Here is a 20,859-nt window from a genome sequence, read left to right as displayed (position 1 = left end):
CCGGCGCCCAGCGGCATTGAAGGTGTCGTGAAGGTTCTCGTGATCAGTGCCGGTCCCCGCCACGACGGCAACTCCCATGCGCTGGCCGACGCGGCGATCGACGGTGCGCGCGCCGCGGGCAACGACGTGGAGCACTTGTTCCTCGACGACTACGTCGATCGACTGCTCGGCAACTGCCGGCTGTGCCGAAGCCCTCAGGACGGCCGGTGCTCACTCGACGACCGGTACTCCGAGCTGCTGCTGGACAAGATCCTGCCTGCCGACGGGATCGTGTTCGCGATGCCGCTGTACTTCTACGGCATGCCAGGCCGGCTCAAGACCGTGTTCGACCGGCTGTTCTGCTACACCGCCAACAGCGCGCCGGAGCAGGAGACCGTGGTCAACGGGATCGCGGGCAAGACGGTCGGCGTGCTGATCTCCTGCGAGGAGAGCTACGTCGGCGCCACGCACGGCGTGGCCGCCCAGTTTCAGGAACTGACCCGGTACCTGAACCAGAACCTCGTCGGCATCGTCGTCGGCAACGCCAACAGCCGCGGCGAGATCGTCCACGATCCGAGCGACCCGTTGGCACGCGCCCGCGACCTCGGCGGCCGGTTGTTCGACATCCGCGTCACCGACTACCGGATCGACACCGCACGGTCGAACCGCGTCTGGAGCTAGCCGGAGTAGAACGAGTCGAGAAGATCCTGCTGCTTCTCCTGCACGACCGACCGTTTGACCTTCAACGACGGTGTCAGCTCGTTGTTCTCGATGGAGAGGTCGTGGTCGAGGATCGCCCACTTCTTGATGGTCTCCCACCGGTTCAGCTCGGAGTTGAGCCGCTCGATGTACTCACCGATCAACTCGCGCACCGCATCGGACTTCGCCAGGTCGGCGTAGGACTTGTCCCCCATGCCGTTCTCGTCGGCCCACCCCGAGATGGCATCGGGGTCCAGTGTCACCAGCGCTACGCAGAAGTTGCGGGATTCGCCGAACACCAGCATGTGGCCGGCATACGGGCACAGCGCCATGAACCTGCCCTCGATGGCAGGCGGCGCAACGTATTTGCCACCGGAGGTCTTGAACAACTCCTTGAGCCGGCCGGTGATGGTGAGGAAACCGTCGTCGTCGAGCTGGCCCCGGTCACCGGTGCGCAACCAGCCGTCCTCGGTCAGCGTCTCGGCGGTCTTGTCGGGCAGGTTGTGATACCCGTCCATCACGCAGGGGCCCTTGATCTGCACTTCGCCGTCGTCGCTGAGCCGAACCTCGCTGCCGTCGAAAACCTGGCCGACGGTGCCGAGGCGGTAGTTCTCCAGCCGGTTGATGAACGCGCCTGCCGCGGTCTCGGTCAGGCCGTAGCCCTCGAGGATCAGCAGGCCGGCGGCGTGGAACCACTCCGCGATGTCGCGGTTCAACGGCGCCGAGCCGGAGATCATGAACCGGATGCGGCCGCCGAACACGTCGCGCACCTTGCTGAAGACCAGGCGGTCGAACACGCTGTGCGCCAGGGCAAGTGGCGGCGGTACCGACTTGCCGGCCCGCCGGCGCCGGCTCACCTCGCGGCCGACCGCGAACGCGGCGTTAAACAGCTTCTCCTTGACGCCGCTCTGCGACCTGACCACCTTGGCGTGCGCCTTCTCGAAGATCCGCGGCGCCGCGCCCATGAAGGTCGGCTTCAGCGTCCCCATGTTCTCGACGATCTTGTCGACCCGGCCGTCGATGGCACTGGCGAATCCGCAGGCCAGCTGAGCCGAGATCAGCACCTTGCCGAACGCGTGCGCCAGCGGCAGCCACAGCAGCTGCAGATCGCTCTCGTCGAGGATCCCGAAGCCGGCGATCGTGTCGCCCTCGTACACCCAGGCACGGTGAGCGAGCCTGACGCCCTTGGGTTTTCCGGTGGTGCCCGAGGTGTAGATCAGCGTCGCCAGTTGGTCAGGGGCGATCGACGCGGAACGCTCACGCACCGCCGACGGCTGCTGTTCGAGGTGCTTTCTGCCCAGCTCGATGACATCGGCCAGGCCCAGCACCCAGTCACCGTCACCGTCACCGTCGAACAGCACCACCTTCTCGAGGTCCGGCAGTTCGTCACGCTTCTCCCGCAGCTTCTCCAGCTGCGCCTCGTCCTCGGCGAACACGAACCGCGAGTCCGAGTCGCTGAGGATGTAGGCCGTATCGGTGGCGTTGGTCGTCGGATACACGGTGGTGGTGGCGGCCGCGGCGCACATGATCGCCAGATCCGCCAGGATCCACTCGTACCGGGTACTCGACGCGATGCCCACCCGCTGTTCGGATTCGATGCCCAACGCGAGCAGACCGGCAGCCAGCGCCTCGACCTGATCGGCGGCCTGCTCCCATGTCAGCGACTCCCACTTGCCGTCTTCGAGCCGGCGGAACGCCTCGCGTTGGGCCGACTTCTCGACACGGTCGAAGAACATCGTGGCGACGTTCGCAGAGGTCGTGCCGGACCGCTCTTGGCTATCGATGGACATCGTCGTCTCCGGGATTCGAGGGCGGGATTCGACTCCGCCCCTGGCTGGGCGTCATCGATGGTTGCACACTCATACCCGGTCCGCGCCGTTTCGATACGCGGCCCACGCCGAAGATCAGTCGAAGGACGGCTTCTCGGTGCGGGTGCGCTTGAGCTCCCAGAAGTGCGGATAGGACGCGAAGATCACCGAGGCGTCCCACAGCTTCCCGGCCTCTTCGCCACGAGGGATCTTCGACAGCACGGGACCGAAGAACGCCACCCCGTTGACGTGGATGGTCGGGGTGCCGACGTCGTCGCCGACGGGGTCCATGCCCGCATGGTGGCTCTTGCGCAGCGCGTCGTCGTACTCGTCGGACGTCGCTGCCTGTGCCAGTTCCGCGGGCAGGCCCACCTCGGCCAGCGATTCGGAGATGACCGCGGTGAACTCGGGATCGGATTCCCCGTAGCCCTGGTTGTGGATGCGCGTGCCCATCGCGGTGTAGAGCGGCGCCAGCACCTCCGGGCCCTTGGCCTGTTCGGCGGCGATCGCGACCCGCACCGGACCCCATGCCCGCTTCATCGCCTCCTGGTACTGCTCGGGCAGATCGCGCCCCTCGTTGAGCACGCCGAGGCTCATCACATGGAAGGTCACCTCGATGTCGCGGACCTTCTCCACCTCGAGGATCCAGCGGGAGGTGATCCAGCACCACGGGCACAGCGGGTCGAACCAGAAATCGGCCTTCGACTTCTCAGCCATCAGCGGGATCCTTTCGGTGACGAGGACACAGATCTATGCGGCACAACTTCAGTTTCGTCCCCCGTGTTCCCCAACACGCCATCCCCCACGCCGGCCTGCGCGGCACACGCCCGTGGGTCAACCTTGACCCAACCGTGTTGTTCCTGTGACCTGAGTAAACCAGTGTGACAGTGGACAGACGAGGAGCACCATGTCCGCAACAGCTCGAACCCGGTGGATGGCCGCGGCGGCCGCCGCGACCTTCATGACCGGCGCCATGATCACCGCGACGCCCGCAGGCGCCGACCCGCTCAACCCGAACGACAAAGCCTTCCTCAACGCGCTCAACAGGGCCGGGCTCCGATACGACAATCCGGTCGACACCGTCGCACTCGGCAAGCGGGTCTGCCCGATGCTCGTCGAGCCCGGCAAGGACTTCGTCAAGGTCGTTTCGACGGTCCGCAACGACGGCGTCCCACCCGACCTCGCGGCGTTCTTCGCCGGCATCGCCATCCAGATGTACTGCCCGCAGATGATGTCCTCGGTGGGCAACGGCACGTTCCTGAACTGGCTGCAGACGACGAGGTTCCCCGGAGCCCGATAGGTTGGGAGGCGTGGCACTTCCCAACCTGACCCGCGAGGCGGCCGTCGAGCGCGCGGCGCTGATCACCGTCGACAACTACCGCATCGAACTGGACCTCACCGACGGTGCCGGCGCACCCGGTGAGAAGACGTTCCGCTCGAAGACCACCGTCACGTTCGACGCGACGGCCGGCGCCGACAGCTACATCGACATCGCGGCCGACACCATCCGCGCGGCCACCCTCAACGGCCACGACATCGACGTGTCCGGCTACGACGAATCGACCGGCATCCCGCTGACCGGCCTGGCCGGGCGCAACGAAGTCGTCGTCGACGCCGACTGCCGGTACTCGAACACAGGTGAGGGGCTGCACCGCTTCGTCGACCCGGTCGACGACGAGGTGTACCTGTACTCGCAGTTCGAGACCGCCGACGCCAAGCGCATGTTCGCCTGTTTCGACCAGCCCGACCTCAAGGCGACGTTCGATGTGACGGTCACCGCGCCCGCGCACTGGGAGGTGGTGTCCAACGGCGCATTGGAAGGAAGCCGCACTGATGCAGCTTCGTCGGGCGCCAGCAAGACGCACGTCTTCGTGCAGACCCCGCGGATGAGCACCTACCTCGTCGCGCTGATCGCCGGCCCCTACGCCCGCTGGGACGACCTGTACCGCGACGAGCACGGGGAGATCCCGCTCGGCCTGTTCTGCCGCAAATCGCTGGCCGAGTACATGGACGACGAGCGGCTGTTCACCGAGACGAAGCAGGGATTCGGCTTCTACCACAACAACTTCGGCGTGCCGTACGCCTTCGGCAAATACGACCAGCTGTTCGTCCCGGAGTTCAACGCGGGCGCGATGGAGAACGCCGGCGCGGTGACCTTCCTGGAGGACTACGTCTTCCGCAGCAAGGTCACCCGCGCCTCCTACGAGCGCCGCGCCGAGACGGTGCTGCACGAGATGGCGCACATGTGGTTCGGCGACCTGGTCACCATGACCTGGTGGGACGACCTGTGGCTCAACGAGTCGTTCGCCACGTTCGCCTCGGTGCTGTGCCAGGCGGAGTCGACCGAATACGACCAGGCCTGGACCACCTTCGCCAACGCGGAGAAGTCGTGGGCCTACCGCCAGGACCAGTTGCCCTCGACGCATCCCGTCGCCGCCGACATCCCCGACCTGCATGCGGTCGAGGTGAACTTCGACGGCATCACCTACGCCAAGGGCGCCAGCGTCCTCAAACAGCTCGTCGCCTACGTCGGGAAGGAGTCGTTCCTCGCCGGTCTGCGGGACTACTTCCGCGACCACGCGTTCGCCAATGCGACATTCGGCGACCTGCTCGGTGCCCTCGAGAAGTCGTCGGGCCGCGACCTGTCCGGGTGGGGCCGTCAGTGGCTCAAGACGACCGGGCTCAATACGCTGCGCGCCGAATTCGACGTGGACGGCGAGGGCCGCTTCACGCGCTTCGCGATCGCGCAGAGCGGCGCCGCACCGGGCGCCGGGGAGACCCGTGTGCACCGGCTCGCGGTCGGCGTGTATGACGACGACGCCACGACCGGCAAGCTGGTGCGGGTGCACCGCGAGGAACTCGACGTCGAGGGCGAGAGCACCGACGTTCCTGCGCTGCAAGGGGTTCCGCGCGGCAAGCTGGTACTGGTCAACGACGACGACCTGACGTACTGCGCATTGCGGCTGGATCCGGATTCGCTGCAGACGGTGCTGACCCGGATCGCCGACATCGCCGAACCGTTGCCGCGCACGCTGGCCTGGTCGGCGGCCTGGGAGATGACCCGCGAAGCCGAGCTCAAGGCGCGCGACTTCGTGGCCCTAGTGATGAGCGGTGTGCACGCCGAGACCGAGGTGGGTGTGGCGCAGCGGTTGCTGCTGCAGGCGCAGACCGCGCTGAACTCCTACGCCGATCCGGAGTGGGCGAAGGAGAACGGGTGGCCGGCGTTCACCGACCGGCTGCTGGACCTGGCGCGCGAGTCGGCCCCAGGTTCGGACCACCAGCTGGCCTTCGTCAACGCGCTGTGTAATTCGGTGCTGTCGCGCAACCAGGTCGCCGTGCTGGCGACACTGCTCGACAACGAGCCCGCCGAGGTCAACCTGCCGGGGCTGGTCCTCGACACCGACCTGCGCTGGCGCATCGTCACGGCGCTGGCCGCCAGCGGCGACATCGACGCCGACGGCCCCGAGACGCCTTTCATCGACGCCGAGGCGCAGCGCGACCGGACCGCGGCCGGCCGGCGCCACGCGGCGGCGGCGTCGGCGGCGCGGCCCCAGCCCGCGGTGAAAGAGGCTGCGTGGCAACAGGTTCTCGAGGACGACACGCTCGCCAACATCACCACCCGGTCGATCGTCGGCGGAATCGTGCAGCCGGGTCAGCAGGCCGTGCTGGCGCCGTATACGGAGAAGTACTTCGCGGCCATCGCCGGGGTGTGGGAGCGCCGGTCGAGTGAGGTCGCGCAGACGGTCGTGGTCGGCCTGTACCCGTCGTGGGACATCAGCGACGACGCGCTGGCAGCCGCGGATCGCTTCCTCGACGGAGACGTGCCGCCGGCCCTGCGCCGGCTGGTGCTCGAAGGCCGCGCGGGTGTGGAGCGCTCCTTGCGAGCGCGGCGGTACGACATCAGCTGAGTCCCGCGAGCGTGCGCGTCCACACACGACACACCGAGCGTCGTGCGGCGGTTTGCGCACGCTCGCGCGGCATCCTCATGCGGTGGCGGTCAAACGAACTCGCAGGGCACGCGCCGCGCGCAAGCGCAAACTCCGGATGGATCGGGTGGTCAACGATCTCACCGCCGCCGAATGGGCGGCGCTCAAGGACGCGTGGAACGGATGCGCCTACTGCGGCGCGACGGACGGCGCCATGCAGCGCGACTGCGTGATGGCGATCTCCAGGGGCGGGCGGTACACGCTCGACAACGTCGTGCCCGCCTGCGCGTCCTGCAACACCAGCAAGTGCAATGACGAGGTCACGGGGTGGATGCGCCGCAAGCGCCTCGACGAGCGGGCATTCCTGACGCGCTACATCGAGATCCGCGGAGCGCTGCTGCAGGCGCGTGACGATGCGCCCGCCGAGACATCAGCGCGGTGAGACGCCCGCCGAGAGCACGCGGATGCCGCTGATCAGTCCGTCGATGAGGTTGCCCTCCTGGAACGACGCGGCGGCCGCCGAGACGCCCAGCGGAGCGGCGGTCTCGATACCGCGGCCCTTCACGTCGACGCCGTACACCACCTCGATCGCATGCTGCTCCGGCGAGACCGCCAGCAGCACCGCGTTGTTGGGCGTCGGCACCTGAGACAGGATCTCGCGCGCCGTGGCGGCAGTGTCCGCTCCGAGGTCGCCGATGTACACCGCGAACCGGGCCTTGGCCGCCCGCGACCCGTACTTCATCGCGTCGTCGAGCACGACGAGGTCCTTGGTGGCGAACGGGTAGTCCACCGACAGGGTGCCGGGCTCCGTCACCCCGGACAGCCGTCCGCTCGAGGTCATCGCCCAGCCGCGGGGCAGTCCCTGGCGTTCGACCGCCGCGCGGTGACCGGTGACCTGGACTTCACCACTTGCCACTTGCGCCGCCTCCAATCGTCACGGTGTTCTCGTGATGTTCACCGACATTGCCACCGTCTGCGGCGGAGTCGGCCTGAACGCTGCGCCCGGTCGTGGCCGTGTGGTGGGCCGCCGGTTCGTCGGCCGCCCACAGGATCGGCGAATGCTTCCACGGCTCGGAGACTTTGTAGCTCGCCGGGTGCGGACCCTTGCCCCGCCAGATCATGAGGGCGAGGACCGCGGTCAGTCCCAACGGCACGAGGACGAAGAGAGAGTGCATCACGGGGGTGCTCACGGTGTGAAACCGTATCCCACGCGGGGATCAGGCCGCTCCCTCACCCAGATATCTCATCCAGGCGGGGTCGAGTTCCTTGACCGTCGACAGCAGCCGCCAGTGCTGCCCCTTGGGCGGCAACGGCACCGACCGCAGCGTCCAGCCCAGTTCGCTGAGCAGATGGTCAGCCTTGCGGTGATTGCACGGCGCGCACGCGGCCACGCAGTTCTCCCACGAGTGGTCGCCGCCGCGGCTGCGGGGCACCACGTGGTCGACGGTGTCGGCCTTGGCGCCGCAGTAGGCGCAGCGGAACCGGTCGCGGTGCATGAGCGCCGCGCGGGTCATCGGGACCCGGGCCCGGTACGGCACCCGGACGAAATTCCGCAACCGGATGACCGTCGGCACGGTGATGCTGCGGCTGGCCGAATGGATCACCGGACCGGCCGGGTCGTCGTGCACGACGTCGGCCTTACCGCACATCAACATCACCACCGCCCGCCGCAACGGCAGCGCGGTCAGCGGTTCGTACGTGGAGTTGAGCAACAGAACCCGGCGGCGGCCCCACAGCGAACCGTCGTGAACCGCAGCGGCGGGTTCTCCGCCGTGAATTTCGACACTGTGCAGGACGCGGGCGCTCGCCGCGGGGCCCTGGGGGCCGGCCGCGGCCGCACGCTTGTGGCCAGCCGGTCTCGACGGGCTTTTCTTGCGTTGCGCCATACGTCCTCCGAGGAGATAGTCCACCATGGATCGGCGGCCACCGCACGGCAATTCGGCACGTGTACGCAGGTCAGTCCCGTGAACATCCGGTGACGTCGCTGTGGGTGCCGGGCGGCGGCGGGCGACAGGCCACAATGGAACGGTGACGCAACCCGCACGGTCGTTCTACGACGAAGTCGGTGGCCACGAGACGTTCCGCGTGATCGTGGGGCGGTTCTACGAGCTGGTGCGCGAGGACGAGATCCTGCGCCCGCTGTATCCCGACGACGAACTCGAGGCCGCGGAGGTGCGGCTACGCATGTTCCTCGAGCAGTACTGGGGCGGTCCGCGCACCTACTCCGACCAGCGGGGACATCCGCGGCTGCGGATGCGTCACGCCCCCTTCCGCATCGGCTACATCGAGCGCGACGCGTGGCTGCGCTGTATGCACACCGCCGTCGCGGAGATCGACTCGGCCACCCTCGACGACGAGCATCGCAGGGAGCTGCTGGGCTATCTCGAGATGGCGGCGCAGTCGATGGTCAATTCGCCGTTCTGAGCGCCGGCGACCACAATGGGCGCAATGACCGATCCGAGCCCCTGGTGGTCACGCGCGGTGTTCTACCAGGTCTATCCCCGCTCGTTCCGCGACAGCAACGGCGACGGTGTCGGCGACCTCGACGGTGTCACCGCCGGTCTCGACTACCTGGCTGACCTCGGCGTCGACGCCCTGTGGCTCAACCCGGTCACCGTCTCCCCCATGGCCGACCACGGCTACGACGTCTCCGACCCGCGCGACATCGACCCGTTGTTCGGCGGGATCGAGGCGCTGGACCGGCTGGTCGCCGCCGCCCACGAGCGCGGCATCCGCATCACGATGGACCTGGTGCCCAACCACACCAGCTCCGCGCACCCCTGGTTCGCCGCGGCGCTGGCCGCGGGTCCCGGCAGCGCGCAGCGGGCGCGCTACCTCTTCCGGGACGGCACCGGCCCTGGTGGTGTGAATCCGCCGAACAACTGGATCTCGATCTTCGGCGGGCCGGCGTGGACGCGGGTCGTCGAACCCGACGGCGCGCCCGGTCAGTGGTACCTGCACCTGTTCGATCCCGAGCAGCCCGATCTGAACTGGGACAACCCCGAGGTGTTCGAGGATCTCGAGAAGACACTGCGGTTCTGGCTGGACCGGGGGGTCGACGGATTTCGCATCGACGTCGCGCACGGTATGGCCAAACCCCCGGACCTGCCCGACATGCAACTCGCCGAGAACAAACTTCTCGCCGACATGGACAGCGACCCCCGGTTCAACCACGAGGGCGTCCACGACATCCACCGCAACATCCGCGCGGTGCTCAACGACTACCCCGACGCGGTCGCCGTCGGCGAGGTGTGGGTGTACGACAACGCCGCGTTCGCCGCGTACCTGCGACCCGACGAACTGCACCTGGGGTTCAACTTCCGGCTGGTGCGCGCGGAATTCGGCGCCGACGAGATCCGCGATGCGATCGAGAACTCGCTGGCCGCCGTCGCATTGCAGGACGCGACGCCGACCTGGACGCTGTCCAACCACGACGTCGAGCGGGAGGTCACCCGGTACGGCGGAGGGCTGCTCGGACTGGCGCGGGCCCGCGCGATGGCCCTGGTGATGCTGGCGCTGCCCGGCGTGATGTTCGTCTACAACGGTGAGGAGCTCGGCCTGCCCAACGTCGACCTGCCCGACGAGGTGCTGCAGGACCCCGTCTGGGAGCGTTCCGATCGGACCGAGCGCGGTCGTGACGGCTGCCGCGTGCCCCTGCCGTGGAGCGGCGACGCTCCCCCGTTCGGGTTCTCGACGACCGCGGACACCTGGCTGCCGATGCCCGCGGACTGGGCGTCGTCGACCGTCGAACGCCAGCTGGCCGATCCCGAGTCCACACTGCACTTCTTCCGCCGGGCGCTACGGCTGCGCCGGGACCGCTCCGGCGTCGTGGGTGCGGGGCTGATCGGGCTCTCGTCCGAGGACGGGGTGCTGACGGTGCAGACCGAGGGCGGGCTGAGGTGTGTGCTCAACGCGGGCGCGCACCCGGTGGATCTGCCTGCCGGTGAGGTGCTGATCGCCAGCGCCGCCCTGCAGGACAGCAGGCTCCCGGCCGACGCGGCCGCGTGGGTGCTCTAGCGCAACACCAGCGCCGGGTCGCCGCGGCGACGCAGCACCGAGCCGAACCGGGCGTCGATCCGCAGCCATGTCGCCGACACCCGGATCCGCACGATGTCGTCGGCGCCGAGCGCTTCGCTCGTCTGCGGCAGGAAACCCATTGCGGTGAGCGCGAATACGCACCGCATCGGCACCCCGACGCTGTCGTCGGGCCCGCTCACCGCGATGACCTCCTGGTCCAGCAGTGACGACGGCGGGCCGTGGGAGCCGCTGTGCTGACGCGCCAGTGCGCCGCCACGCGACACCAGGTCGAGCATCACCCGGGCCGGTACGTCGTCGAGATGGGTGAACCCCGTGTCCGGCGGCACCGCACCCCGCCAGGCCGAGTCCATCGGAAAGCCGGTGTCGACGAATCCCGACCCGTCCATATCCGCCAGACCCGCCGCGAGGGCGTCCGCGCCGGCGCAGAGGTCCTTGGGGCGCAGCCGTCCCCGCACCACCCGGCAGGCCAGCACGTCGAAACCCGTTGCGACGTAGGCCACCACGTCGCCGCCAGCGCGCTCCCGCAGCCGCACCACCGCGGCATCGTCGAGCCGCACGGCCCGTTCGGCGAACGTCGCGAGGTCGTCACGGTGGCCGGAATCGGCCAGCCACAGCCCGCGCTCCGGGCCGGTCATCGCAGGTAGCGTTGCAGGTAATCGCGCTGCTCCGGCGAAAGCCGTTCCAGCCGTTGCTCTTCGATGTGCACGGCAGCCAACTGGGTTTCGGCGATGACCGACGGTTTGGAGTCCGCCTTTGCACCCACGGAGCGGACCTCGTAACCGATCGTGAAATCCACCGCGCGCACGCGTTTGGACCACATCGTGACCTGCAACGGCGAGTCGATGAGGCGCAGCTGTCCCTTGTACGTGATGTGCACGTCGGCGATCAGCAGACCGATGTCGGTGATCCGCGCCTCGAACGGCTCACGCAGGAACGGGATACGGGCCTCTTCGAGAATGGTGACCATCGTGGCGTGATTGATGTGCTGGTACATGTCGATGTCGGACCACCGCACATGCACCGGCGCCACAAAACCTACTGTCACCCGGAAGACCCCGTTCCACTCGTTCGTGTCATGCTGCGAATTTGGCGCGCCGCGACCGACAGTGTCGCCAGGTCACGTTCGTCGTCCTCGTAGATCTCGGTGAGTGTGCGGCGCGCGCGTGCGACCCGTGACCCGTTGGTCATCTCCCATTCGGCGATCTTCTCCTCGCCGCTCTCGTTCGGTTCGCCGACCGCCAGCACGTCGAAGCACAGCGACCGCAGAGAGCCGTAGATGTCGTCGCGAATCGCCAAGCGCGCCAGCGAATGCCAGCGGTCACCCCGCGGCAGCTGGGACACCGCGGTCAGCAGGCCGTCGGTGTTGAGGTGGTCCATGAGCGCGAAGTAGGTGTCGGCGACCTCAGCGGGGTCCCGGTCGTCGATGTCGGCGATGTCGATGATGTCGAGCAGGCTGAACTGGTAGAGCCCGGTCGCCACCGTGTACGCCAGTTCCTTCGACGCCCCGTGCGAGCAGAACTCGCCGGCCTCCTTGGCGACGATCGCTTCGTCGTCGCCGCGCAGCCACTCCTCCATCCGGGGGGTCAGCGCCGCCACCTTGTCGGCGAATCGGTTGATCTCGGCGCCGACGGCGAGCGGCTGCGGCCGGTGGTTGAGCAGCCAGCGCGCACCCCGGTCGACGAGCCGGCGCAGGTCGAGTGTCATCCGGTCGCTGACCGACACCGGCAGGTCGGTGGCGCGGATCTGCCGCCACACGTCCCCGATCCGGAAGATCGAGTTGACCGCGACGAAGCTCCGAACCGCGTCCACCGGCCCCACCCCGGCGTCTTCGGTGATCCGGTAGGCATACGAGATCCCGCTGGTGTCGACGACATCGTTGATCAGCATCGTGGTGACGATCTCGCGGCGCAGTTGGTGCGAGCGGGTGTCGGCGGCGAACTGGTCGCGCAGCGTGGACGGGAAGTACCGCGGCAGCCGGTTGGCGAACGCCTCCTGGTCGGGTAGCTCGCTGTCGAGCAGGTCGGCTTTGAGCGCCAGCTTGACGTGGGCCATCAGCGTCGCCAATTCCGGTGAGGTGAGCCCGATTCCGGCTTCCAGCCGGCGCCGGATCTCTTTCGTCGAGGGCAGCGCCTCGAGCTCGCGGTTCATCCCCCGCTCTGCGACGAAGTGGCTGATCATGCGGGCGTGCACGGGCAGCAGACTCGCCGCGTTGGCGCGGCTGGTGCCCATCAGATCGTTCTGGTCGCGGTTGTCCGACAGCACCAGGTCGCCGACCTCGTCGGTCATCGACAGCAGCAGGTCGGTGCGTTCGTCGGCGCTCACCTTGCCCGCCGTGACCAGCGAGTCGATGAGGATCTTGATGTTGACCTCGTGGTCGGAGCAGTCGACGCCCGCGGAGTTGTCGAGGGCGTCGGTGTTGATCCGGCCGCCGGACAGATCGAACTCGATGCGCCCGCGGGAGGTGACGCCGAGGTTGCCGCCCTCCCCGATCACCTTGGCGCGCACCTGGTTTGCGTTCACCCGGACCGGATCGTTGGCGCGGTCGCCGACGTCGACGTCGGATTCGGCCTCGGCCTTGACGTAGGTGCCGATGCCGCCGTTCCACAGCAGGTCGACCGGCGCCTTGAGGATCGCCCGGATCAGCGCGGGTGGCGTCATCTCTTCGGCGCTGTCGTCGAGGCCGAGCACATCGCGCACCTGGCGGCTGACCGGGATGGACTTGTGCTGGCGGCTGTACACACCGCCGCCCTCGCTGATGAGCTCGCGGTCGTAGTCCTCCCACGACGACCGGGGCAGGTCGAACAGCCGCCGGCGTTCCCGGAACGAGGTCGCCGCATCGGGGTCGGGATCGAGGAAGACGTGCCGGTGGTCGAATGCGGCGATGAGCCGGATGTGCTCGGACAGCAGCATTCCGTTGCCGAAGACGTCACCGCTCATATCGCCGACGCCGACGACGGTGAAGTCCTCGGACTGGGTGTCCACGCCCATCTCACGGAAGTGGCGTTTGACCGACTCCCAGGCGCCCTTGGCCGTGATGCCCATCGCCTTGTGGTCGTAACCGACCGACCCACCCGACGCGAAGGCATCCCCCAGCCAGAATCCGTAGGAGACGGCGACCTCATTGGCGATGTCGGAGAACGTCGCGGTGCCCTTGTCGGCGGCCACCACGAGGTAGGCGTCGTCCCCGTCGCGGCGGACGACCTCGGGTGGTGTGATGACGTCGCCGCTGACCTTGTCGACGTTGTCGGTGATGTCCAGCAGCCCGCTGATGAACAGCTTGTAGCAGTCCACCCCTTCGCTGCGCTGGGCGTCACGGTCGGCTGCCGCGTCGCCGGTCGGTACCGGCGGCTGCTTGACGACGAACCCACCCTTGGCGCCGACGGGCACGATCACCGCGTTCTTCACCGCCTGCGCCTTGACCAGTCCGAGGACCTCGGTGCGGAAGTCCTCCCGCCGATCCGACCAGCGCAGGCCACCGCGGGCGACGTAGCCGAACCGCAGGTGCACGCCCTCCACCCGGGGCGAGTACACGAAGATCTCGAATTTGGGCCTGGGCAACGGGAGTTCGTCGATCAGACCGGGGTCGAGTTTGATCGAGAGCACGTCACGCGCACGCGCCGACTCCGCGCGGGTCACGAAGTGGTTGGTGCGCAGCGTGGCCTGGATCATCGAGGCGAATGCGCGCAGCACCCGGTCGGTGTCGAGGCTCGTCAGTGCGTCGATGTCGGCGGCGACGGCGGCGGCCGCGGCCTGGGCGTCGCGCTCCCCCGCGCCGTCAGTCGGGTCGAACAATGCCTCGAACAGGTCCACCAACGACCGGGTGGTGTGCGGGTTGTCGTTGACCACCGATTCGATGTGGGACTGGCTGTACGGAAAACCGGCCTGCCGCAGGTACTTCGCGTACGCACGCAGCACCATCACCTGCGGCCACGTCAGCCCGGCGCGCAGCACCAGTTCGTTGAACCGGTCGATCTCCATGCGGCCGTTCCAGATCGCGGTCACCGCCTCGGCGAACCGCGCGGCGGTCGCATCGCGCTCGGATTTGTCACCGCTGGTCGCCGGCATGGTGCGGTGCGGCCGGATCTTGAACTGGTAGATCCAGACGGCCAGGCCGTCGGCGCGGGTCACGGTGAAGGGCCGTTCCTCGAGCACGACGACACCCATGGACTGCAGCATCGGCAGCAGCTGGCTCAGCGACGCCGACCGGCCGCCGAGGTACCAGGTGAGTTTGCCGATGCGGTCCTCGCCACCCTCGGCGAACAGCAGCTTGACCGAATTGTCTTCCAGCGCCTCGATGATCGCGATGTCGGCGATCGCCTCGGCCGGCGCGACGGCCTGCTTGTAGTCCTCGGGGAACGCGCCGGCGTAGTGCTCCGCCACCTCCTGCTCGAGGTCACCGGACGGGACCGCGCCCCGCAGCCGGTCAGCCCAGGTGCGGGCGGCCTCGGTGAGCCTGCCCTGGATGCGCTCCTCGTTCTCCGGTGAGATGTCGATGTCGCCGGGACGGGAACCCTCGGGCAGCCGGACGGTGAAATGAACTACTGCCCAGGGTGATTCGCTGACGCGGGCGGAGTAGTCGATGTCCACGCCGCCGAGTTCGCGGACCAGGATGTCCTGCATCGTGAGCCGGACCGCGGTGGTGTACCGGTCGCGCGGAAGATACACCAGACAGGAAACGAAGTGCGCGAGGCTGTCGGCGCGCAGGAACAGCAGCGTGCGCCGTCGGGACCCGAGATCGATGACCGCCATCGCCATGTCGAGCAGTTCGTCGGCGCGCAGCGCGAACAGTTCCGGCCGCGGGATGGTCTGGATGATGTCGAGCAGCAGCTGCGCCGGATGGCTCGGATCGCGCTGCGCGATTGCCAGGGCCTCGTTGACACGTCGCGAGATCAACGGGATCGCCAGCACGTTGGCGTTCATCGCGGCGACGGTGAACAGGCCGACGAAGCGGTGTTCGACGGCGTCGTATTCGTCACCTCCGGCACCCTGTTCGCGGCTGACCTCTTCACGGATGACTTCTTCACGGATGACGACGATGTACGGGTTGGCGCCGTAGCGCACGTAGCTGGGGATCGTGGCCTGCGCCAGCGACAGCAGGTCGCCCTCGCGGGTCAGCGGCGCCAGAACGTCCTCACGCAGCCGCAGCACACCGAGCCGGCTGCCGGGTTCGACCGACGACGAGCCGTCGGTGACCGGACACCGCTGACAGCCGATCAGGACGAAGTGCCCGTCGGCGAGCCACCGCGCCAGCGCCGCGACGTCCTTGCGCTCCGGGGCGGTGAAGTGGCCGTCGGCGTCGGCTTCGACGTCGTTGGCCAGCGACTGCAGCCGAGCGACCATGGCGCTGCTGTCCACGGCCACCTGGCGGGCGTCGTCGAGGACGCGCGGCAACATCCGCTTCGCGGCCTCCACCGCCGAACGGTCGGCGGATTCGGACAGCTCGATGTGGATCCACGCCTCGTCGGTGCCGTCCTCATCAACGCCGTCCTCATCAACGCCGTCCTCGCCGGTCCCCTCGGAGGCGGGATGCGCGTCGAGCAATTCTCCGTCGGACCCCCGGCGCACCCGCAGCACCGGATTCATGATCGCCCGGTATGCCACGCCCAGCCGGTGCAGCAGCACGGTCACCGAGTCGATGAGCATCGGCGCCTGGTCGGTCACCACCTGCAGTGCCGGACCCACGCCGTCGGGCTCGTTCTCGTCGTACACGGCGACGAGGGTCTCCCCCTGCTGCCTGCGCTGGGCGAGCCGGTGATGGGCGCCCACCAGGTCGCTGGACGACAGCATGTCGGTGGGATCCGCCGGACCCGTGGTCGCGGTGTCCGCTTCCGACTCACCATGCTGCGGACCGCGATACGTCTCGACGTAGGCCTTCGCCAATTCGTCGAGCGTCTCCGTCGAAGGGTCGCGCTCACCGTCCGCGCCGGTTCCCGTCATGCGGATCACTCCTGACTCACACCCGCGCACCGCCCGCCGTTGGACCGTGCAGGAGCGACCTTAGTCCCGCGTCAGGCGGCGGTGGGTCACCCGGTGCGGACGGGCCGCATCGGCGCCCATACGTTGCACCTTGTTCTCCTCGTAGGCCCCGAAGTTGCCCTCGAACCAGAACCACTTGGCTTCGTTGTCGTCGTCACCCTCCCACGCCAGGATGTGCGTGCAGGTGCGATCCAGGAACCAGCGATCGTGGGAGATCACCACGGCGCAGCCGGGGAACTTCTCCAACGCGTTCTCCAGCGAGGACAGGGTTTCCACGTCCAGGTCGTTGGTGGGCTCGTCGAGCAGAATCAGGTTTCCGCCCTCTTTGAGCGTGAGCGCGAGGTTGAGCCGGTTGCGCTCACCGCCGGACAGCACGCCCGCGGGCTTCTGCTGATCGGGCCCCTTGAATCCGAACGCCGAAACGTAGGCGCGCGAAGGGATCTCGTTCTGCCCGACCTCGATGTAGTCCAGACCGTCGGAGACGACCTCCCACACGTTCTTCTTCGGGTCGATCCCGGCCCGGTTCTGGTCGACGTAGCTCAGCTTGACCGTGTCCCCGACCTTGACCGTGCCGCTGTCGGGCTGTTCGAGGCCGACGATGGTCTTGAACAGGGTGGTCTTACCGACGCCGTTGGGTCCGATCACGCCCACGATGCCGTTGCGCGGCAGCGAGAACGACAGGTCCTTGATCAGCGTCCTGCCCTCGAAGCCCTTGTCGAGGTGTTCGACCTCGACCACGACGTTGCCGAGGCGCGGCGGCGTCGGGATCTGGATCTCCTCGAAGTCGAGCTTGCGCGTCTTCTCGGCCTCGGTGGCCATCTCCTCGTACCGTCCCAGCCGGGCCTTGTTCTTGGCCTGGCGGGCCTTGGCGCCGGAGCGCACCCAGGCGAGTTCCTCCTGCAGACGCTTGTGCAGCTTGGCGTCCTTGCGGCCCTGCACCGCGAGGCGGTCCGCCTTCTTCTCCAGATAGGTGGAGTAGTTGCCCTCGTACGGGTACGCCCGGCCACGGTCGAGTTCGAGGATCCACTCGGCGACGTTGTCGAGGAAGTACCGGTCGTGCGTGACGGCCAGGATGGCGCCCTTGTAGGCGGCGAGGTGCTGCTCGAGCCACAGCACGCTCTCGGCGTCGAGGTGGTTGGTCGGCTCGTCGAGCAGCAGCAGGTCCGGCTTGCTCAACAGCAGCCGGCACAGCGCGACGCGGCGGCGCTCACCACCGGAGAGGTGGGTGACGGGCTCGTCGGGCGGCGGACACCGCAGCGCGTCCATCGCCTGCTCGAGTTGGCTGTCGATGTCCCACGCGTCGGCGGCGTCGAGCTCTTCCTGCAGCCGGCCCATCTCCTCCATCAGCTCGTCGGTGTAGTCGGTGGCCATCAGTTCGGCGACCTCGTTGTACCGGTTGAGCTTGCCTTTGATGGCCACGCCGGCTTCGACGTTTTCGCGGACGGTCTTGTCTTCGTCCAGCTGCGGCTCCTGCATGAGGATGCCGACGCTGGCCCCGGGCGCCAGGAAGGCGTCACCGTTGTTCGGGGTGTCCAGGCCGGCCATGATCCGCAAGACGCTCGACTTACCGGCCCCGTTCGGACCGACGACACCGATCTTCGCGCCCGGAAGGAAGTTCAGATTGACGTCGTCAAGGATGACCTTGTCGCCGTGCGCCTTGCGGACCTTGCGCATCGTGTAGATGAATTCGGCCATTGCCGTGGTGTTGCCTTTCTGAAAGCGTGCTGGTGTTGCCGCGGGCCCCATCCTAGGCGTGGCCGGATGCGGCTAGGCGGTCAGTGGCAGCGCCTCCGTGCCGGCGGCGTCGCCCAGGTCGGCGGGGTCGGCCCCGACGTCGTCGCCGTGGTCACCCGATTCCGCCTCCTCCGGTGCGTCGACGGTGCTCGCGGTGTCGGACCGCCGCAGGGTCTCGATCCGCGCCACGCAGCGGCTGAGGTCAGGGCCGACCGCGGTGGCCCGCACCTCCACCGACGAGCGGCGAACCCCCTCACGGTCGTCGTATTCGCTGGTGTAGACCTGCCCGACGACGATCACCGAATCCCCCTTCACGAGCGAGGCGCCTACCCCGGTCACCAGTCTGCCCCAGCAGCTCACACTCACGAACAGCGAGTTACCCGCCTCCCACTCGCCCTCCGGGGTGCGGCGTCGCGAGTTGCTGGCCATCCGGAACCGGATCACCTCCTGGTCGCCGACGCGCTGCCGGAACGGGTTGTTGACGATGTTGCCGACGACGGTGATGGGGGTCTCGAACATGGTGTGCCTCGATTCGTGTCTGATCCACTGGCCGGCGTGATCCCGCCGGTAGGGCCATTCACCGCGCAGGCACCGACGCGGGGAGCCGTCCGCTGCTCGGCGCGCGGCGGGTTGTGGATCAAACGGGCGCTGGGGATGAACCGGTCAGCGGCCGTCGCGGCGCGACATCTCGGCCAGCATCGCGTTGTAGGCGGTCAGATCGGCGTCGTGATCGCGCTCGGCGGCCCGGTCGAGGCGTTTGGCGTCGCGCTGATCACTGCGGCGCCACTGGATGAGCAGTGCGAGCAGCACCAGCACCAGCGGGATCTCCCCCGCCGCCCAGGCGATGCTCCCGCCCAGTTTCTGGTCACCGAGCAGATCGTTGTGCCAGCTCAGCTGCAACGACCGGTAGAACCCCTCGGCGAGCACCGTCTGCATCCCCATCAGCACCACGCCGAAGAACGCGTGCAGCGGCAGCGAGGCGAACACGATCGCTAGCTTCGCGAGCTGCGGGATGCGCCGCGGTGTCGGATCGACACCGATCACCACCCAGTAGAAGAGGTAACCGCTGAGCAGGAAGTGGACATTCATCAGGATGTGCGCGGCGTGATCGTCGACCCCCGCCTCGAACAGACCGCCGAAGTACAACCCGTAGAACCCCGCGACGAACAGGATGAGCGCGACGATCGGGTGGGTGAGGAAGCGCGACACCCGGGAGTGCAGGGCGGCCAGCAGCCATTCCCGCGGGCCGGGCGGCTGCCCCTTGCCCGCCGCGGGCACCGCGCGCAGCGCCATCGTCACCGGCGCCCCGAGCACCAGCAGGATCGGCACCAGCATCGACAACAGCATGTGCGCGACCATGTGCACGCTGAACATCGCCGGCATGTAGCGGCCGAGACCCGAGGACGTGGTGATCAGCAGCGTCGCGCAGCCGAGCAGCCACGCCACCGTCCGGCCGGCGGGCCACGCGTCACCGCGGCGCCGCAGCCGCCACCACCCGGCGAGGTAGACCAGCGCGAGCACGATCGCCGCGCTGCCCAGGATGAGGTCGAACCGCCAGTCGAACAGGATTCGCGTGACGGTCGGCGGTCCGGCGAGGTCGTATCCGATTTCGACCTCGACCGGGGTGGGCTCGCTGCCCGGCGGAGGCGGTGGTGTGCGGCCCAGGCCGACCGCGATACCGAAGGTCAACCCGAACAGGACGGCTTCGGTCAGCGCCAACCGCACGAGCGGACCGCGTGCTGTGGGTTCGGCCTGCAGACCGGCGACACCCTTGCGCCGCTGCAGGTACCCGAGCACCCCGAGCAGCGTCAGCGCCACCGCCTTGGCGAGCACCAGGGCGCCATACTCGGTGCGGAACAGATCGGCGGGCGACAGCCGCACCAGGGCGTTGATCACGCCACTGAACGCCATCGCGACGAAACACCACAGCGCCAGCGCGGAGAACCGGCGTGCGGCGACGTCGCCGTGCTCACCGCCGCGCAGCGCATGCACCAGCAGCATCAGCAGACCGCCGGCCCACAGCGCGCCCGCGACCAGGTGGATGAGCAGGCTGTTGGTGGCCAGGTCGTGTGCGCCTCCGGACGAGGAGTGTCCGGTCAGCACCAGTGGCATCAGCGTGAGCAGCGACCCGGCGAACAGCAGCGGCGTCCACGCCCACCGCAGCACCGGCAAGCTGGCGAGTGTCACCACGGCAGCCAGCAGCGCCGTCCACCGCCACGCGCCCGCCACGTCGACGAGGCCGGCCACCGACCAGATCTCGAGCGGGTTGAGATGGTCAAGCAACGGCTGCCCGGACACGTCCGACACGGTCAGCGGCACCAGCAACACCGCGCACACCGTCCACACCGCCGAAGCCGCCGTCCCCACCCGCAGCGCCCGGTATCCGGCAACGTCGAGCACGCCGTTGGACTGGGGTGGCACCAGGAATGCGGCGAACAGGAAGGCTCCCACGGCGGTGACCGCGGCGATCTCGCCCGCGGCGCGCATGAACGGCAGCCCGAAGGTGGTGACGGGGCCCGGGTCGGGCAGGCCGGTCACCGTCAGCGCGTCGGCGAGCGACAGGGCTCCGATGCCGGCGGCGGTGACGCCGGCCAGTACCGCGACACCCACCAGCACCGGCCATGCCGGGCTGGTTCGGCGGCTGCTGCGAGCCTTCACCGCGACCGTGCTCATGTTCCCAGGGTATGGCGTGTGCGGCG

General features: G+C 68.3%; 17 protein-coding genes. 6 read left to right on the top strand and 11 right to left on the bottom strand.

Translation table 11 applies throughout. The features are described 5' to 3' along the window. Nucleotides 1–27 precede the first annotated feature (27 nt). Nucleotides 28–660 (top strand): flavodoxin family protein, encoded by a 633-nt coding sequence (locus tag I7X18_RS10060; protein WP_193047126.1) that lies wholly within the window; start codon nucleotides 28–30, stop codon nucleotides 658–660. Here I7X18_RS10060 and I7X18_RS10055 read toward each other — a convergent pair. After that, nucleotides 657–2,468, bottom strand: coding sequence for an AMP-dependent synthetase/ligase (locus I7X18_RS10055; protein WP_193047125.1), 1,812 nt, complete (start codon nucleotides 2,466–2,468; stop codon nucleotides 657–659). The two genes, I7X18_RS10060 and I7X18_RS10055, sit on opposite strands and share 4 nt — an antisense overlap. A 114-nt stretch (nucleotides 2,469–2,582) precedes the next feature. Beyond that, a complete protein-coding gene (locus I7X18_RS10050) occupies nucleotides 2,583–3,203 on the bottom strand; it encodes a mycothiol-dependent nitroreductase Rv2466c family protein (RefSeq protein WP_193047124.1) in 621 nt (206 codons plus the stop codon). Nucleotides 3,204–3,393: 190 nt separating this feature from the next. On the opposite strand from I7X18_RS10050, the gene I7X18_RS10045 reads away from it, so the two are divergent. The 3 genes from I7X18_RS10045 to I7X18_RS10035 are packed head-to-tail and all read left to right on the top strand — an operon-like array spanning nucleotide 3,394 to nucleotide 6,854. Further along, nucleotides 3,394–3,786 carry a DUF732 domain-containing protein gene (locus I7X18_RS10045; RefSeq protein ID WP_193047123.1) on the top strand — a complete coding sequence of 131 codons (393 nt, stop codon included), beginning with the start codon at nucleotides 3,394–3,396 and terminating at the stop codon, nucleotides 3,784–3,786. Nucleotides 3,787–3,796: 10 nt separating this feature from the next. Next, a complete protein-coding gene (pepN, locus tag I7X18_RS10040; RefSeq protein ID WP_193047122.1) occupies nucleotides 3,797–6,394 on the top strand; it encodes an aminopeptidase N in 2,598 nt (865 codons plus the stop codon). Between the two features lie 52 nt (nucleotides 6,395–6,446). Then, nucleotides 6,447–6,854 carry an HNH endonuclease gene (locus I7X18_RS10035; protein WP_226863886.1) on the top strand — a complete coding sequence of 136 codons (408 nt, stop codon included), beginning with the start codon at nucleotides 6,447–6,449 and terminating at the stop codon, nucleotides 6,852–6,854. Here I7X18_RS10035 and I7X18_RS10030 read toward each other — a convergent pair. From I7X18_RS10030 to I7X18_RS10020, 3 genes are read right to left on the bottom strand one after another with little or no spacing between them, the layout of a single operon-like run. Then, nucleotides 6,843–7,328, bottom strand: a complete 486-nt coding sequence (locus tag I7X18_RS10030) for a DUF5130 domain-containing protein (protein WP_193047120.1) — start codon at nucleotides 7,326–7,328, stop codon at nucleotides 6,843–6,845. The two genes, I7X18_RS10035 and I7X18_RS10030, sit on opposite strands and share 12 nt — an antisense overlap. Continuing rightward, nucleotides 7,315–7,587, bottom strand: coding sequence for an aa3-type cytochrome oxidase subunit CtaJ (gene ctaJ / locus I7X18_RS10025; RefSeq protein ID WP_193047286.1), 273 nt, complete (start codon nucleotides 7,585–7,587; stop codon nucleotides 7,315–7,317). Before ctaJ ends, I7X18_RS10030 begins: the two co-directional genes overlap by 14 nt. A gap of 42 nt (nucleotides 7,588–7,629) precedes the next feature. Next, nucleotides 7,630–8,298 (bottom strand): HNH endonuclease, encoded by a 669-nt coding sequence (locus I7X18_RS10020; protein ID WP_193047119.1) that lies wholly within the window; start codon nucleotides 8,296–8,298, stop codon nucleotides 7,630–7,632. Between the two features lie 142 nt (nucleotides 8,299–8,440). Here I7X18_RS10020 and I7X18_RS10015 point away from each other — a divergent pair, with 142 nt between their 5' ends. After that, nucleotides 8,441–8,836 (top strand): globin, encoded by a 396-nt coding sequence (locus I7X18_RS10015; RefSeq protein WP_193047118.1) that lies wholly within the window; start codon nucleotides 8,441–8,443, stop codon nucleotides 8,834–8,836. Nucleotides 8,837–8,851: 15 nt separating this feature from the next. Continuing rightward, the gene (locus I7X18_RS10010; RefSeq protein ID WP_404822831.1) at nucleotides 8,852–10,429 is read left to right on the top strand and encodes a glycoside hydrolase family 13 protein; all 1,578 of its coding nucleotides are present in this window, start codon (nucleotides 8,852–8,854) and stop codon (nucleotides 10,427–10,429) included. Here I7X18_RS10010 and I7X18_RS10005 read toward each other — a convergent pair. The 6 genes from I7X18_RS10005 to I7X18_RS09980 form a co-directional block, all read right to left on the bottom strand. Continuing rightward, a complete protein-coding gene (locus tag I7X18_RS10005; RefSeq protein WP_193047116.1) occupies nucleotides 10,426–11,085 on the bottom strand; it encodes a DUF8010 domain-containing protein in 660 nt (219 codons plus the stop codon). The genes I7X18_RS10010 and I7X18_RS10005 overlap by 4 nt on opposite strands. Next, nucleotides 11,082–11,495, bottom strand: coding sequence for an acyl-CoA thioesterase (locus tag I7X18_RS10000; RefSeq protein ID WP_193047115.1), 414 nt, complete (start codon nucleotides 11,493–11,495; stop codon nucleotides 11,082–11,084). The genes I7X18_RS10005 and I7X18_RS10000 overlap by 4 nt, the downstream gene beginning before the upstream one ends. Then, nucleotides 11,492–16,387 (bottom strand): NAD-glutamate dehydrogenase, encoded by a 4,896-nt coding sequence (locus tag I7X18_RS09995; protein WP_193047114.1) that lies wholly within the window; start codon nucleotides 16,385–16,387, stop codon nucleotides 11,492–11,494. Before I7X18_RS09995 ends, I7X18_RS10000 begins: the two co-directional genes overlap by 4 nt. A 60-nt stretch (nucleotides 16,388–16,447) precedes the next feature. Further along, nucleotides 16,448–18,121 (bottom strand): energy-dependent translational throttle protein EttA, encoded by a 1,674-nt coding sequence (ettA, locus tag I7X18_RS09990; protein WP_193047113.1) that lies wholly within the window; start codon nucleotides 18,119–18,121, stop codon nucleotides 16,448–16,450. Between the two features lie 72 nt (nucleotides 18,122–18,193). After that, on the bottom strand, nucleotides 18,194–18,679 hold the full coding sequence (locus I7X18_RS09985; RefSeq protein ID WP_193047112.1) for a single-stranded DNA-binding protein: 486 nt from the start codon (nucleotides 18,677–18,679) through the stop codon (nucleotides 18,194–18,196). Between the two features lie 144 nt (nucleotides 18,680–18,823). Next, the gene (locus tag I7X18_RS09980; RefSeq protein ID WP_193047111.1) at nucleotides 18,824–20,833 is read right to left on the bottom strand and encodes a bifunctional copper resistance protein CopD/cytochrome c oxidase assembly protein; all 2,010 of its coding nucleotides are present in this window, start codon (nucleotides 20,831–20,833) and stop codon (nucleotides 18,824–18,826) included. Between the last annotated feature and the right edge of the window lie 26 nt (nucleotides 20,834–20,859).

The sequence above is a fragment of the Mycolicibacterium baixiangningiae genome (assembly GCF_016313185.1).
GTDB lineage: Bacteria > Actinomycetota > Actinomycetes > Mycobacteriales > Mycobacteriaceae > Mycobacterium > Mycobacterium baixiangningiae.
Note: the sequence above shows the minus strand (reverse complement) of the source record. Positions and strands in the feature narration are given on the sequence as shown.